Origin of the sequence: Streptococcus sp. 11-4097, from assembly GCF_018215285.2 — a bacterium.
GTDB lineage: Bacteria > Bacillota > Bacilli > Lactobacillales > Streptococcaceae > Streptococcus.
This window is the reverse complement of sequence record NZ_CP185262.1, coordinates 2,080,979-2,094,816: the sequence shown is the minus strand read 5'-3', so window position 1 is coordinate 2,094,816 and position 13,838 is coordinate 2,080,979. Positions and strand designations below refer to the sequence as shown.

12 protein-coding genes are annotated in these 13,838 nt (G+C 37.6%); 9 read left to right on the top strand and 3 right to left on the bottom strand.

What is annotated here, in order from left to right; genetic code table 11:
* Nucleotides 1–99: 99 nt before the first annotated feature.
* The 3 genes from cysK to KB197_RS10325 form a co-directional block, all read right to left on the bottom strand.
* Nucleotides 100–1,026, bottom strand: coding sequence for a cysteine synthase A (cysK, locus tag KB197_RS10335; protein WP_000029880.1), 927 nt, complete (start codon nucleotides 1,024–1,026; stop codon nucleotides 100–102).
* Nucleotides 1,027–1,122: 96 nt separating this feature from the next.
* On the bottom strand, nucleotides 1,123–1,566 hold the full coding sequence (locus tag KB197_RS10330) for a PH domain-containing protein (protein ID WP_049499109.1): 444 nt from the start codon (nucleotides 1,564–1,566) through the stop codon (nucleotides 1,123–1,125).
* 15 nt (nucleotides 1,567–1,581) lie between these two features.
* Nucleotides 1,582–2,217: a YigZ family protein gene (locus KB197_RS10325; protein WP_212573918.1), complete on the bottom strand. Its 636-nt coding sequence runs from the start codon at nucleotides 2,215–2,217 to the stop codon at nucleotides 1,582–1,584.
* Between the two features lie 56 nt (nucleotides 2,218–2,273).
* Between KB197_RS10325 and KB197_RS10320 the strand changes: the two genes are divergently transcribed.
* From KB197_RS10320 to KB197_RS10280, 9 genes are all read left to right on the top strand, one after another.
* Entirely contained in the window at nucleotides 2,274–3,572 is a 1,299-nt protein-coding gene (locus tag KB197_RS10320; protein ID WP_212573919.1) for a DEAD/DEAH box helicase, read from the top strand.
* Nucleotides 3,569–4,231, top strand: a complete 663-nt coding sequence (locus tag KB197_RS10315; protein WP_049487601.1) for a ComF family protein — start codon at nucleotides 3,569–3,571, stop codon at nucleotides 4,229–4,231. The genes KB197_RS10320 and KB197_RS10315 overlap by 4 nt, the downstream gene beginning before the upstream one ends.
* A gap of 79 nt (nucleotides 4,232–4,310) precedes the next feature.
* The gene (gene hpf, locus KB197_RS10310; protein ID WP_000599102.1) at nucleotides 4,311–4,859 is read left to right on the top strand and encodes a ribosome hibernation-promoting factor, HPF/YfiA family; all 549 of its coding nucleotides are present in this window, start codon (nucleotides 4,311–4,313) and stop codon (nucleotides 4,857–4,859) included.
* 135 nt (nucleotides 4,860–4,994) lie between these two features.
* Entirely contained in the window at nucleotides 4,995–6,968 is a 1,974-nt protein-coding gene (locus KB197_RS10305) for a DHH family phosphoesterase (protein WP_120770772.1), read from the top strand.
* Complete coding sequence (rplI, locus tag KB197_RS10300) at nucleotides 6,965–7,417, top strand: 50S ribosomal protein L9 (protein WP_000864214.1); 453 nt, start codon at nucleotides 6,965–6,967, stop codon at nucleotides 7,415–7,417. The genes KB197_RS10305 and rplI overlap by 4 nt, the downstream gene beginning before the upstream one ends.
* A gap of 43 nt (nucleotides 7,418–7,460) precedes the next feature.
* A complete protein-coding gene (dnaB, locus tag KB197_RS10295; protein ID WP_004263550.1) occupies nucleotides 7,461–8,813 on the top strand; it encodes a replicative DNA helicase in 1,353 nt (450 codons plus the stop codon).
* 1 nt (nucleotide 8,814) lies between these two features.
* On the top strand, nucleotides 8,815–9,081 hold the full coding sequence (locus KB197_RS10290) for a Veg family protein (protein ID WP_001278169.1): 267 nt from the start codon (nucleotides 8,815–8,817) through the stop codon (nucleotides 9,079–9,081).
* Nucleotides 9,082–9,169: 88 nt separating this feature from the next.
* Nucleotides 9,170–10,351: an N-acetylmuramoyl-L-alanine amidase family protein gene (locus KB197_RS10285; RefSeq protein WP_064276824.1), complete on the top strand. Its 1,182-nt coding sequence runs from the start codon at nucleotides 9,170–9,172 to the stop codon at nucleotides 10,349–10,351.
* Between the two features lie 294 nt (nucleotides 10,352–10,645).
* The gene (locus KB197_RS10280; RefSeq protein ID WP_421127687.1) at nucleotides 10,646–13,762 is read left to right on the top strand and encodes an SIALI-17 repeat-containing surface protein; all 3,117 of its coding nucleotides are present in this window, start codon (nucleotides 10,646–10,648) and stop codon (nucleotides 13,760–13,762) included.
* The last annotated feature ends 76 nt before the right edge of the window (nucleotides 13,763–13,838 follow it).

Sequence of the window (13,838 nt, the reverse complement as noted above, 5' to 3'; positions counted from 1 at the left end):
CTTCCTTTTTTCTATGCAGTCAATCTTTATAGGGAGATGTTCCTATTTTTAAGGTATAAATAAAAAGCCCTATAATAAGGGCTAAGTGTATTTAGGAGACTACACTTCAAATTCATAGAGTGCTGTAGAGAGATAACGTTCACCGTTATCTGGTGCTAGAGCAAGAACTTTTTTACCTGTACCTAATTTCTTGGCAACCTCGATGGCTCCGTAGATAGCTGCAGCTGAAGAAATACCAACAAGGAATCCTTCTTTTCCACCAATCTCACGGCCGAGTGCTAGTGCATCGTCTGATGTTACACGAACAATACCATCATAGGCATTTGTATCCAGTGTATCAGGAATAAATCCAGCTGAGATACCTTGAATTTTGTGTGGTCCAGGTTTTTCACCAGATAGAATAGCAGATTCGTCTGCCTCTACTGCAAAAACTTGAATGTTAGAATTTGCTGATTTGAGTGCATGAGAAACACCAGAAATCGTTCCACCGGTACCCACTCCAGCAACAAAGGCATCTAGTCCATCTTTACCGAAAGCAGCTAGTATTTCAGCTCCTGTTGTTCTTTCGTGTACTTCTGGATTTGCTGGGTTGTCAAATTGAAGAGGAAGGAAACCATCACGTTCAGCAGCGATTTCTTGAGCCTTAGCAATAGCACCTTTCATTCCTTCGCTACCAGGAGTAAGGACGAGTTCAGCACCATAGGCTTGGATAATCTTACGTCGTTCCACACTCATAGTTTCAGGCATAACGATAACAACTTTATACCCTTTAGCAGCCCCTACCCATGAAAGTCCAATACCAGTGTTTCCACTTGTTGCTTCAACAATAGTAGAACCAGGTTTCAGAATACCGTCTTGTTCAGCTTTTTCAATCATACTAAGAGCAATACGGTCTTTTACAGAAGAACCAGGGTTAAATGCTTCAAGTTTTACATAGACATCTGCAGCACCTTCTGGCACAATGTTGTTGAGTTTAACAATCGGAGTTTGACCGATTAGTTCAGTAATGTTGTTATAAATAGACATATGAATACCTCTTTGTATAAGATATTTCTAGTATAACGCTATCTATACCATTTGTAAAATATAGAAATCCTATCGAAGTGATAGGATTTTTTTATATCACAGGTCTAATCCATTAATTTTTAAGCGATTGTGATAGGCTAATTCTAGTAAATAGGTGTAAAGTGGAACGATATCCGTTTTCTTAGGAAATTCAAATTTATGAGAACTAAAATGCTCATTATGCGCTTTTAGAAAGACATTTTCTAAATAAGTAATAGTAATTTCACTATCATCTATACCTGCTCCAGCAGTTTCCATTTCAACGTTAACAATGTTCATCAAAAAGATTGATTTAATAGACATCTTACGACCAGTAGCGCCTTGTTTATCTGTAAAGATAATACGTATATTTGTAAATATAATTGAGTCACGAATCAGTTTATATCCACTTTGAATTTCTTCATTTTCTAGTAGATATTGTCCATATTCTTTGATAAGAGTTTCTTTGTTTTGCTCGCTAAAGTTACCAGCGAGTCCTTGAATGAATTTACCAAATGCCATATTTTTCTCCTTTGTTTACACTAAGTTTACAGGAACTTCAATTTCTCGTAACCCTTGATCAGTTAAAGTGACTTTTCCATTAAAAAACTCTACAAGTGCAGCTTTAATAGTTTCTTTTTCTTCTTTATCAACATAAATCATCGTATCGACTTGATCTGTAAAGTTTGTCTCAAGTTCCATAAGATCATGTTCTTTAAGAAAGTTACTATACTCTTGGTACTGAGGGTAAGACATTTGAATAGCAATGCCAGCCTGTTCCTTTATTTCAATGATGCCAATTTCTTTGACAGCTAAGGCAACACTGCCAGCGTAAGCACGAATCAATCCTCCAGCGCCTAGTTTAATGCCACCAAAGTAGCGTGTCACTACCACACAGACATTAGTAAGATTGTGATTTTCTAGTACCCCAAGCATGGGTACGCCAGCAGTCCCACTGGGTTCACCATCATCACTTGTACGTTTGATTTCGCTACGTTCCCCAATAATGAAGGCAGAGCAGTTATGAGTAGCTTTGTAGTGCTCTTTCTTGATGGCAGTAATGAAGTTACGAGCCTCTTCTTCGCTATAAACACGCTTGGCATGACAGATAAAGCGGGATTTTTTGATTTCTTCTTGGACTTGTCCGTCCTCTTTAATTGTTCTAAATTCCATGATTTAATTGTACTAAAAAATCATCTAAAGCGCTAGGTTTTTACGAATAAAGAAGTATGAAAGTAAATCCAAATTATCTCAGTCGGTTGTTTACGGAGAATGAATTAACAGAAGAGGAACGTCAGTTGGCGGAGAAACTTCCAGCAATGAGAAAGGAGAAAGGGAAACTTTTCTGTCAACGTTGTGATAGTGCTATTTTAGATGAATGGTATTTGCCCATCGGTGCTTACTATTGTCGGGAGTGCTTAATTATGAAGAGAGTTAGGAGTGATCAATCTTTATACTATTTCCCACAGGAGGATTTTCCGAAGCAAGATGTTCTTAAATGGCGTGGTCAATTAACTCCTTTTCAAGAGAAGGTGTCAAAGGGATTGATTCAAGCGGTAGATAAGCAGGAACCAACCTTGGTTCACGCTGTAACAGGAGCTGGAAAGACAGAGATGATTTACCAAGTTGTGGCCAAAGTGATTGATGAAGGTGGTGCAGTTTGTTTGGCCAGCCCTAGAATCGATGTGTGTTTGGAGCTGTATAAGCGACTGCAAGATGATTTTGCTTGCGAGATAGCTTTACTACACGGAGAATCAGAACCATATTTTCGAACACCACTAGTTGTTGCAACGACTCATCAGCTGTTAAAATTTTATCATGCTTTTGATTTGCTAATAGTGGATGAAGTAGATGCTTTTCCTTATGTTGATAACCCTACGCTTTACCATGCTGTCAAGAATAGTGTAAAGAAGAATGGCTTGAGAATCTTTTTAACAGCAACTTCTACCGATGAGTTAGATAGGAAGGTTCGCATCGGAGAATTAAAACGATTGAGTTTGCCTAGACGGTTTCATGGAAATCCTTTGATTATTCCTAAACCTGTCTGGTTATCCGATTTTAATCGCTATTTGGATAAGAATCGTTTATCACCAAAGTTAAAGTTTTATATTGAGAAACAGAGAAAGACAGGTTATCCGTTACTCATTTTTGCTTCAGAAATTAAGAAAGGGGAGCAATTAAAAGAAGTCTTACAGAAGGAATTTTCGCATGAGAAAATTGGTTTTGTGTCTTCAGTTACGGAAGATCGATTAGAGCAGGTGCAAGCTTTTCGAGATGGAGAACTGACAATACTTATCAGTACGACAATCTTGGAGCGTGGAGTTACCTTCCCTTGTGTAGATGTTTTTGTAGTAGAAGCCAACCATCGTCTGTTTACCAAATCTAGTTTGATTCAGATTGGTGGACGAGTTGGACGAAGCATGGATAGACCGACAGGAGATTTGCTTTTCTTCCATGACGGGTTAAATGCTTCAATCAAAAAGGCAATGAAGGAAATTCAACAGATGAATAAGGAGGCGGGTCTATGAAGTGTTTATTATGTGGGCAGACTATGAAGGCTGTTTTAACTTTCAGTAGTCTTTTACTTCTGAAGAATGATGCCTCCTGTCTTTGTTTAGATTGTGATTCTACTTTTGATAGGATTGGAGAAGAGAACTGTCCAAACTGTATGAAAACAGGATTGTCAACAAAGTGTCAAGATTGTCAATTTTGGTGTAAAGAAGGAGTTGAAGTCAGTCATAGAGCGATTTTTATTTACAATCAAGCTATGAAGGATTTTTTCAGTCGGTATAAGTTTGATGGAGACTTCCTTTTAAGAAAAGTCTTTGCTTCAGTTTTAAGTGAGGAGTTAAAAAAGTACAAAGAGTATCAATTTGTTGTAATTCCCCTAAGTCCTGAAAGATTGCTCGAGAGGGGATTTAACCAGGTTGAAGGTTTAGTTGAAGCAGCAGGGTTCTCTTTTCAAGACTTACTAGAGAAGAGAGAAGAGCGAGCTAGTTCTTCCAAAAATCGTTCAGAACGCTTGGCAACAGAACTTCCCTTCTTTGTCAAAAGTGGAGTCACTATTCCTAAAAAAATCCTACTTATAGATGATATCTATACTACTGGAACAACTATAAATCGTATGAAGAAACTGTTGGAAGAAGCTGGTGCTGAGGATGTAAAAACATTTTCCCTTGTAAGATGAGGAAAAAATTTGCAAAAACAAAATGAAAGCGTTATAATGAAATCAGAAAAACAAAAACGTTTAGAAAGAAGGTACTCATATGATTAAATATAGTATCCGTGGTGAAAACCTAGAAGTAACAGAAGCAATTCGTGATTATGTAGTTTCTAAACTCGAAAAGATCGAAAAGTATTTTCAAGCTGAACAAGAGTTGGATGCTCGAGTTAACTTGAAGGTGTATCGTGAAAAAACGGCTAAAGTGGAGGTGACGATTCCGCTTGGCTCAATTACTCTTCGTGCAGAAGATGTGTCTCAAGATATGTATGGTTCAATTGACCTTGTAACCGATAAAATTGAACGTCAGATTCGTAAAAATAAAACAAAAATCGAGCGTAAAAATAAAAATAAGGTAGCAACTAGTCAATTATTTACAGATGCTTTGGTGGAAGATACAAATGTTGCCCAATCCAGAGTTGTTCGTTCAAAACAAATTGATTTAAAACCAATGGATTTGGAAGAAGCTATTCTACAGATGGATTTGTTGGGACATGATTTCTTTATCTATGTGGATGTTGAAGATCAGACAACCAATGTGATTTATCGTCGTGAAGATGGCGAGATTGGCTTGTTAGAAGTTAAAGAATCTTAATTTCAATATGTGTAAAGGAAGGTTTACTAAATTGTAAACCTCCTTTTTCTTATAATTGATAGAATTACTGATTACACTTTTAAAAAGTCGCTTTTTGGTGGTTATTATGGTATAATGGGTGCCAAGAGGTTTGGAATGAAAAAATTTTATGTAAGTCCTATTTTCCCCTTAATATTAGGAATAGTGGCGTTCGGAGTGCTATCTGTGCAACTTGTTTTTGTAACGAATACACTGGTAACGCTATTTCTTTTGCTACTTATTTTGGGTTCATATATTTTACTATTCATCCATCAGAGAGACTACTACTCAAAGAGTGAAGTAGAACAAATCCAGTATGTAAACCACCAAGCTGAAGATAGTTTGACAACTTTGTTAGAACAGATGCCTGTCGGAGTTATTAAACTAGACTTATCGTCAGGTGAAGTTGAATGGTTCAATCCTTACGCTGAATTGATTTTGACTAATGAAGTGGGGGAGATTGATGTTGCATTAATTCAAACAATTATAAAGGCGTCTGTGGGGAATCCAGGTTCTTATGCCACCTTGGGTGAGACTCGCTATTCGGTTCATATGGACAAGGTATCTGGTGTTCTTTACTTCTTTGATGTGTCTGGAGAATACGAAGCGACTGTTGAGTTAGTGACGAGTCGTCCGGTTATTGGAATTGTTTCCGTTGATAACTATGACGATTTAGAAGATGCGACATCGGAGTCTGACATTAGTCATATTAACAGTTTTGTAGCCAATTTTGTTTCAGAATTTGCTGGGAAGCATGCCATGTTCTCCCGTCGAGTAAGTATGGATCGTTTTTATCTGTTTACGGACTACACGGTGCTTGAGGGCTTGATGAATGATAAATTTTCTGTTATTGATGCATTCAGAGAAGAGTCGAAACAGAGACAGTTGCCCTTGACCTTAAGTATGGGATTTTCTTATGGTGATGGAAATCATGATGAGATAGGGAAAGTTGCATTGCTCAACTTGAACTTGGCTGAAGTGCGTGGTGGCGACCAAGTGGTTGTTAAGGAAAACGACGAGACGAAAAATCCAGTTTATTTTGGTGGTGGGTCTGCTGCCTCAATCAAACGTACACGGACTCGTACGCGTGCTATGATGACGGCTATTTCAGATAAGGTTCGTAGTGTGGATCAGGTTTTTGTAGTTGGTCACAAAAATCTAGATATGGATGCTCTTGGCTCTGCTGTAGGTATGCAGTTGTTTGCCAGCAATGTGACTGAAAATAGTTATGCTATTTATGACGAAGAACAAATGTCGCCGGATATTGAACGAGCTGTTTCATTCTTAGAAAAAGAAGGAGTTACAAAGTTGTTGTCTGTTAAGGACGCAATGGGGATGGTGACCAATCGTTCTTTGTTGATTCTTGTAGACCATTCAAAGACAGCTTTAACTTTATCAAAAGATTTTTATGATTTATTTACCCAAACCATCGTCATCGACCACCACAGACGGGATCAGGATTTCCCAGATAATGCAGTTATCACTTATATCGAAAGTGGTGCAAGTAGTGCCAGTGAGTTGGTAACGGAATTGATTCAGTTCCAGAATTCTAAGAAAAATCGTTTGAGTCGTATGCAAGCAAGTGTTTTAATGGCTGGTATGATGTTGGATACTAAAAATTTCACCTCACGAGTGACTAGTCGGACATTTGATGTTGCTAGCTATCTCAGAACGAGAGGAAGTGATAGTATTGCTATCCAAGAAATTGCTGCGACAGATTTTGAAGAATATCGTGAGGTCAATGAACTGATTTTACAAGGGCGTAAATTAGGTTCAGATGTACTAATAGCAGAGGCTAAGGACTCGAAATGTTATGATACAGTTGTTATTAGTAAGGCAGCAGATGCCATGTTAGCTATGTCAGGTATTGAAGCGAGTTTTGTTCTTGCGAAGAATACACAAGGATTTATCTCTATCTCAGCTCGCAGTCGCAGTAAGCTGAATGTACAACGGATTATGGAAGAGCTGGGAGGTGGAGGCCACTTTAATTTGGCAGCAGCTCAAATTAAGGATTCAACCTTGTCAGAAGCAGGTGAAAAACTGACAGAAATTGTATTAAATGAAATAAAGGAAAAGGAGAAAGAAGAATGAAAGTAATCTTTTTAGCAGATGTTAAAGGAAAAGGAAAAAAAGGCGAAATTAAGGAAGTACCAACAGGGTATGCGCAAAACTTTCTTATCAAAAAGAATCTAGCCAAAGAAGCGACTGCTCAAGCTGTAGGTGAACTTCGTGGTAAACAAAAATCTGAAGAGAAAGCTCACGCTGAGATGATTGCAGAAGCAAAAGCAATTAAAGCCCAACTTGAAGCAGAAGAAACTGTTGTAGAATTTGTTGAAAAAGTTGGTCCAGATGGCCGTACTTTTGGTTCAATTACGAATAAGAAGATTGCAGAAGAATTGCAAAAGCAATTTGGAATTAAGATTGATAAACGTCATATCCAAGTGCAAGCTCCGATTCGGGCGGTTGGTTTGATTGATGTGCCAGTGAAAATCTATCAAGATATCACAAGTGTGATCAATCTTCGTGTGAAAGAAGGGTAAATTTACACTTTCTTGACAAGATTGTAAAAGGAAGGGAAGTCTGATGGCAGAAGTAGAAGAGTTACGAGTACAACCTCAAGATATCTTAGCTGAGCAATCCGTTTTAGGGGCTATCTTTATTGACGAGAGTAAGCTTGTTTTTGTGCGAGAATATATTGAGTCTCGGGACTTTTTTAAGTATGCCCATCGTTTGATTTTCCAAGCTATGGTCGATTTATCCGATCGTGGCGATGCTATAGATGCAACAACGGTTCGTACCATTCTTGATAATCAAGGTGATTTACAGAATATTGGTGGCTTGTCTTACCTGGTTGAGATTGTCAATTCTGTGCCAACTTCTGCTAATGCGGAGTATTATGCTAAGATTGTTGCAGAGAAGGCCATGCTACGTCGATTAATCTCCAAGTTGACAGAGTCTGTCAATCAAGCTTACGAGGCTTCGCAACCAGCTGATGAAATCATTGCTCAGGCAGAAAAAGGCCTGATTGATGTCAGCGAAAATGCTAATCGAAGTGGATTTAAGAACATTAGAGATGTGTTGAATATCAACTTTGGAAATCTGGAAGCTCGCTCGCAACAAACGACCGATATTACAGGTATTGCGACAGGCTATCGTGACCTGGATCATATGACGACTGGACTTCATGAGGAGGAGTTGATTATCCTAGCAGCCCGTCCGGCGGTTGGTAAGACAGCCTTTGCCTTGAATATTGCTCAGAATATTGGGACTAAGTTGGACAAAACGGTTGCTATTTTTTCACTGGAAATGGGTGCGGAAAGTCTAGTGGATCGTATGTTGGCGGCAGAAGGTTTGGTGGAATCGCATTCTATCCGTACGGGTCAATTGACTGATGAGGAGTGGCAAAAATATACTATTGCTCAGGGTAATCTAGCTAACGCCAGTATCTATATCGATGATACGCCAGGAATTCGGATTACAGAGATTCGTTCTCGTTCTCGTAAACTGGCTCAAGAAACTGGAAATCTTGGTTTGATTTTAATAGACTATTTGCAGCTTATAACGGGAACTGGTCGGGAAAATCGTCAACAAGAGGTTTCAGAAATTTCACGTCAGTTGAAAATTTTAGCTAAGGAACTGAAGGTTCCAGTAATCGCTCTAAGTCAGCTTTCTCGTGGTGTAGAACAACGTCAGGATAAGAGACCGGTCTTGTCTGATATTCGTGAATCTGGGTCTATTGAGCAGGACGCTGATATCGTAGCCTTTCTTTATCGCGACGACTACTATGAGCGTGGTGGTGAAGAAGAGGAAGGCATACCGAATAATAAGGTAGAAGTTATTATCGAGAAAAACCGTAGTGGAGCTCGTGGAACGGTGGAATTAATTTTCCAAAAAGAATACAATAAATTTTCAAGTATCTCAAAGAGGGAGGCATAAGATGTCAGATGCATTTACAGATGTAGCCAAGATGAAAAAAATCAAAGAAGAAATCAAGGCACATGAGGGACAAGTCGTAGAAATGACTTTGGAGAATGGTCGTAAGCGCCAAAAAAATAGATTGGGTAAGCTAATTGAGGTTTATCCATCCCTATTTATCGTTGAATTTGGGAACGTTGAAGGAGATAAACAAGCTAATGTTTACGTTGAATCCTTTACTTACTCAGATATCCTTACAGAAAAGAATTTGATTCATTATCTTGACTAAAGTGAGAAATTTTCTCACTTTTTCTTTTTTCTCCGAATAGTTTAAGTGAAGGTAATCTTCGATTTATATTATTTTTCAAGGAGGAAGAATGAAAATTTCACCATTTAAAGTAGCAGAGACAAGGCTTTCTATTAGAAAGTCAGTTAAAAAGGTTGTTCCTTTTTTAGTAGTAGGGCTGATGTTGTCGGCTGGAGAAAGTGTTCATGCAAACAGTTCTTATGCTCGTGGAGATGATTATCCTGCTTATTATAAAAATGGGAGTCAGAGTATTGATAAGTGGAGGATGTATTCTCGTCAGTGTACTTCATTTGCTGCTTTTCGCTTGAGTGGAGTAAATGGTTTTGAGCTTCCAGGAGCTTATGGTAATGCTGGTGAATGGGGTTATCGTGCTCGTCGTGAAGGTTATCGTGTCGATAATAAACCAGCAATTGGAGCTATTGCTTGGTCTACTGCAGGAGGTTATGGTCATGTTGCTTGGGTTTCAAATGTGATGGGAGATAATATAGAAATTGAGGAATATAACTATGATTATAAAGGTAATTATAATAAACGAATTGTAAAAGCAAACAAGATGACCGGTTTTATTCATTTTAAAGATATAGCTGGTAATTCAACACAGGTATCAAATAGTTCCAAGAATTTAGCAAGCAATTCTAAGGAAGAGTCAAGTGGCTCTAATGAAGTGTCAAACAATCAAGTTGTAACGATTCAGCCTTCTTATTCAACAAAAGGAACTCATTATTTTAAGGTGGAGACTCCTATTAAAGATCAACCATTATTGAATGCAACTCCACTTGCATATTATTCTCCAGGTGAGAGTGTTCATTATGATCAGGTGATTGAAAAAGATGGCTACAAATGGTTAAGTTACATTTCGTATAGTGGAAATCGTCGTTATATTCAGTTGGAGGGAGTGACTTCGTCACAGAATCAATCAGTAAATAAATCTAATCATGGTTCAAATAATGGATTGACTGTGGGTTGGAAGAAAATAAATGGTAGTTGGTATTATTTCAAATCAGATGGTTCTAAGGCGACGGGATGGTTGAAAGATGGTTCTACCTGGTATTATTTGAAATCATCTGGTGAAATGCAGACAGGATGGTTAAAGGAAAATGGGGTTTGGTATTATCTGGATAGTTCAGGGGCAATGAAAACAGGCTGGTATCAAGTTTCTGGTAAGTGGTATTATTCTTACTCTTCAGGTGAGCTAGCTGTTAATACAATAGTAGACGGTTATACTGTAAATCATAATGGTGAGTGGGTTTAATTTTAAGTAATTGAATCTGAACAGGAGAGAAATCTCCTGTTTTTTTGTTTAAAATAGAGTTTTTATGAAGAATTAAGATATCTGAATTGAATTCAAAACTATAATTTACTATAGAAAATGAAAAGAATGAAAAGAAAGCTAGTAAAATATGCTTTACTTTCTTGAGAATTTTCCATGTTTTTGAAATATAATATATTAATAATAAAGTATATATAATATAATATATACCTTGATTTCACTCAAAAAAAGGTTTATAATGTACATAAATATGATTCTTAAAAAGAGGTACACAAGATGAACAAAAAGAAAATGATTTTAACTAGCTTAGCAAGTGTTGCTGTTTTGGGAGCGGCATTTGTTGCATCTCAACCGTCAGTCGTGAAAGCTGATGGCAAACCAGTAGCTACTCAACCTGCTGGAGATTCTCAGCCTACACCTGCGGCTGAAACTCCAAAAACTGAAGTAGAAAAAGCTAAAGAAGCTGAAAAAGAAGCTAACGCTAAAGTTGATGAAGCTCAAGCAAAAGTAGATACGACAACTACTGCAGCTGATGAAGCAACTACTAAGCTTGAAGCAGAGAAAAAAGAAGCAGCAGAAGCTGATGCTGCAAAAATTAAAGCTGAAGAAGCTAAAAAAACTGCTGATGATGAACTAGCTGCTGCTAAAGAAAAAGCTGCCGAAGCTGATGTTAAAGCTAAAGAAGAAGCTAAAAAAGAAGAAGACGCTAAAAAAGAAGAGGCTGAAGCTAAAGAAACTTTAACTGAAGCTTTGAAACAAATTCCTGATAACGAATTGCTTGACAAAAAAGCAAAAGAAGAATTATTAAATGCTGTAGAAGCTGGTGATTTAAAAGCTGGTGATGTTCTTGCTGAATTAGCAGATGATAACGAAAAAGCTGAAGCTATTAAAGAAACTGAGAAAAAATTAAGAAATAAAGACCAAGCTGCTACTGCTGATGCTGGTGCAACTCAAGCTAACCCTTCAACTAAAGATCAACTTCCAGAAGATATTAAAGCTGGGATTGACAAAGCTGAAAAAGCTGATGCTGCTCGTCCTGCATCAGAAAAACTTCAAGATAAAGCTGATGATTTAGGTGAAAATGTTGATGAGCTTAAAAAAGAAGCGGATGCATTAAAATCTGAAGAAGATAAAAAAGCTGATACATTAACTAAGAGAGATGAAACTCTACAAAAAACTAAAAAAGCTCTTGAAACAGCAAAAGCAAATGGTTCATCTGAAGAAATTGTTAAAATTTTAGAAGATGTTGCTAAAAAAGCAGAAGCAGCTCGTGATGCTGCACAAAATGACTTTGATCAAGCTGCTTTAGATACTAAAGCTGTTGCTGACGAATTAAACAAACTTACTGATGAGTACAACAAAACTCTAGAAGAAGTGAAAGCTGCTAAAGAAAAAGAAGCGAACGAGCCAGCTAAACCAGTAGAAGAAGAGCCAGCTAAACCAGCAGAGAAAACAGAAGCTGAAAAAGCTGCTGAAGCTAAAGCAGAAGCGGATGCTAAAGTTGCTGAATTAGAGAAAAAAGTTGCTGAAGAAGCTAAAAAAGTTGAGGAAGCTACTGCTAAAGCTGAAAAAGAAGCTGCTGACGTAACTGCTGCTCAAACTAAAAAAGAAGAAGCTGAAAAAGCTAAAGCTGACGCAGAAGCTGAATTAGCCAAAGCTAAAGAAGAAGCTGAAAAAGCAAAAGCTAAAGTTGAAGAAGAAGTTAAAAAAGAAGAAGAGGCTAAAAAAGAAGAAGCTGAAACTAAAACAGCTCTTAAAGACGCTTTAGATCAACTTGAAGAAGATGCGATTGCAGAAATCCATAAAGATGCAAGTATAACTGATAAAGAAAAAGCAATAGCTGATAAAAAAGCTGAAATTGGTAAAGAAGCTATTCTAGATGCCGTTGAAAAAGGTGATTTATCTGCTAAAGATATTCTAAAAGAATTAGAAAACGACTATAACACTAGAAACAAAGCTCCTGAAAAAGTTGATGAAACTAAAAAATTAGATGCTGAAGAAGCTAAAAAAATTGATGAAGCTGCTAAAAAAGAAGCTTCTAAACCAATCGTTAAAAAACTTACAGATATTGCTGATGATTTAGCTGAAAAAATTGAAAAATTAACTAAAGAAGCTGATAAAGATAAAGCAGATGCTGCTGAAAAAGCTAAGGCAGTAGAAGAGAAAAATGCTGCCTTAGATAAACAAAAAGAAACCTTAGAAAAAGCTAAAGTTGCTCTTGAAACAGCTAAAACGAATAAAGCTGATCAAGATGTTATCGATAAATTACAAGATGCTGTAACTAAACTAGAAGGTTCTGTCGCTTCTGCTAAAGCTTCTGTTGATGAAGCTCAAGCTAAATTTGACGAAGTTAACGAATCATTACAAGCGCGTAAAAATGCAATCGATACACTAACTGACGATTACAACGCAACTTTAGGTTATATCGAAAACTTAAAAGAAGTTCCTAAAGGTGAAGAACCTAAAGATTTCAGTGGTGGCGTAAGTGATGATGAAGCACCTACTGAGCCTGCTAAGGAAGCAGATGAAGTTCCAACTGTTCCTGATGCTCCTGAATTCACTGGTGGGGTAAATCCTGCTGACGCTCCTTCTGACGATGCTAAACAACCTGACGAAGTACCAACTGCTCCTAATGCTCCAGAATTTAATGGTGGTGTGAATCCTAGTGATTCTCCTTCTGACGATGCTAAACAACCTGACGAAGTACCAACTGCTCCTAATGCTCCAGAATTTAATGGTGGAGTAAATCCTAGTGATTCTCCTTCTGACGATGCTAAACAACCTGACGAAGTACCAACTGCTTCTAATGCTCCAGAATTTAATGGTGGAGTAAATCCTAGTGATTCTCCTTCTGACGATGCTAAACAACCTGACGAAGTACCAACTGCTCCTAATGCTCCAGAATTTAATGATGGTGTGAATCCTAGTGATTCTCCTTCTGGAGATAATGAATCTGATTTCACTGGTGGGGTAAATGATGCAACACCTCCTACTGTAGCCGATGCTCCAGAATATACAGGAGGCGTTAATAGTGTAGAAGCAGCAATTAACGAAGTTCCAGAATATACAGGAGGTGTTAATAGTGTAGAAGCAGCAATTAACGAAGTTCCAGAATATACAGGAGGCGTTAATAGTGTAGAAGCAGCAATTAACGAAGTTCCAGAATATACAGGAGGCGTTAATAGTGCAGAAGCAGCAATTAACGAAGTTCCACAATATATTCTTACAACAGCAGGTACTAACAAGGATAGTACTTATCAAGCGCCAGCAGTAAAAACAGAAGATAAAAAAGAACTTCCAAATACTGGTGGTAAAGATAATGTTGCAGTTGCATCATTAGGATTCCTTGGATTGTTCCTTGGTGCCATTCCATTTGTGAAACGTAAGAACTAATTTATTTTCGTAGCTTGAAAGAGAGGGAGTAACTTCCTTCTCTTTTTACTATTATCTTAGTTTCTCTCAGGGAACT

Bases quoted from the DNA above. Each gene is read 5' to 3' on its own strand.
- hpf (WP_000599102.1), top strand. From the start codon at position 4,311: ATGATTAAATATAGTATCCGTGGTGAAAACCTAGAAGTAACAGAAGCA.
- cysK (WP_000029880.1), bottom strand. From the start codon at position 1,026: ATGTCTATTTATAACAACATTACTGAACTAATCGGTCAAACTCCGATT.
- KB197_RS10320 (WP_212573919.1), top strand. From the start codon at position 2,274: ATGAAAGTAAATCCAAATTATCTCAGTCGGTTGTTTACGGAGAATGAA.
- KB197_RS10290 (WP_001278169.1), top strand. From the start codon at position 8,815: ATGTCAGATGCATTTACAGATGTAGCCAAGATGAAAAAAATCAAAGAA.
- dnaB (WP_004263550.1), top strand. From the start codon at position 7,461: ATGGCAGAAGTAGAAGAGTTACGAGTACAACCTCAAGATATCTTAGCT.
- KB197_RS10315 (WP_049487601.1), top strand. From the start codon at position 3,569: ATGAAGTGTTTATTATGTGGGCAGACTATGAAGGCTGTTTTAACTTTC.
- rplI (WP_000864214.1), top strand. From the start codon at position 6,965: ATGAAAGTAATCTTTTTAGCAGATGTTAAAGGAAAAGGAAAAAAAGGC.
- KB197_RS10305 (WP_120770772.1), top strand. From the start codon at position 4,995: ATGAAAAAATTTTATGTAAGTCCTATTTTCCCCTTAATATTAGGAATA.
- KB197_RS10285 (WP_064276824.1), top strand. From the start codon at position 9,170: ATGAAAATTTCACCATTTAAAGTAGCAGAGACAAGGCTTTCTATTAGA.
- KB197_RS10325 (WP_212573918.1), bottom strand. From the start codon at position 2,217: ATGGAATTTAGAACAATTAAAGAGGACGGACAAGTCCAAGAAGAAATC.
- KB197_RS10330 (WP_049499109.1), bottom strand. From the start codon at position 1,566: ATGGCATTTGGTAAATTCATTCAAGGACTCGCTGGTAACTTTAGCGAG.
- KB197_RS10280 (WP_421127687.1), top strand. From the start codon at position 10,646: ATGAACAAAAAGAAAATGATTTTAACTAGCTTAGCAAGTGTTGCTGTT.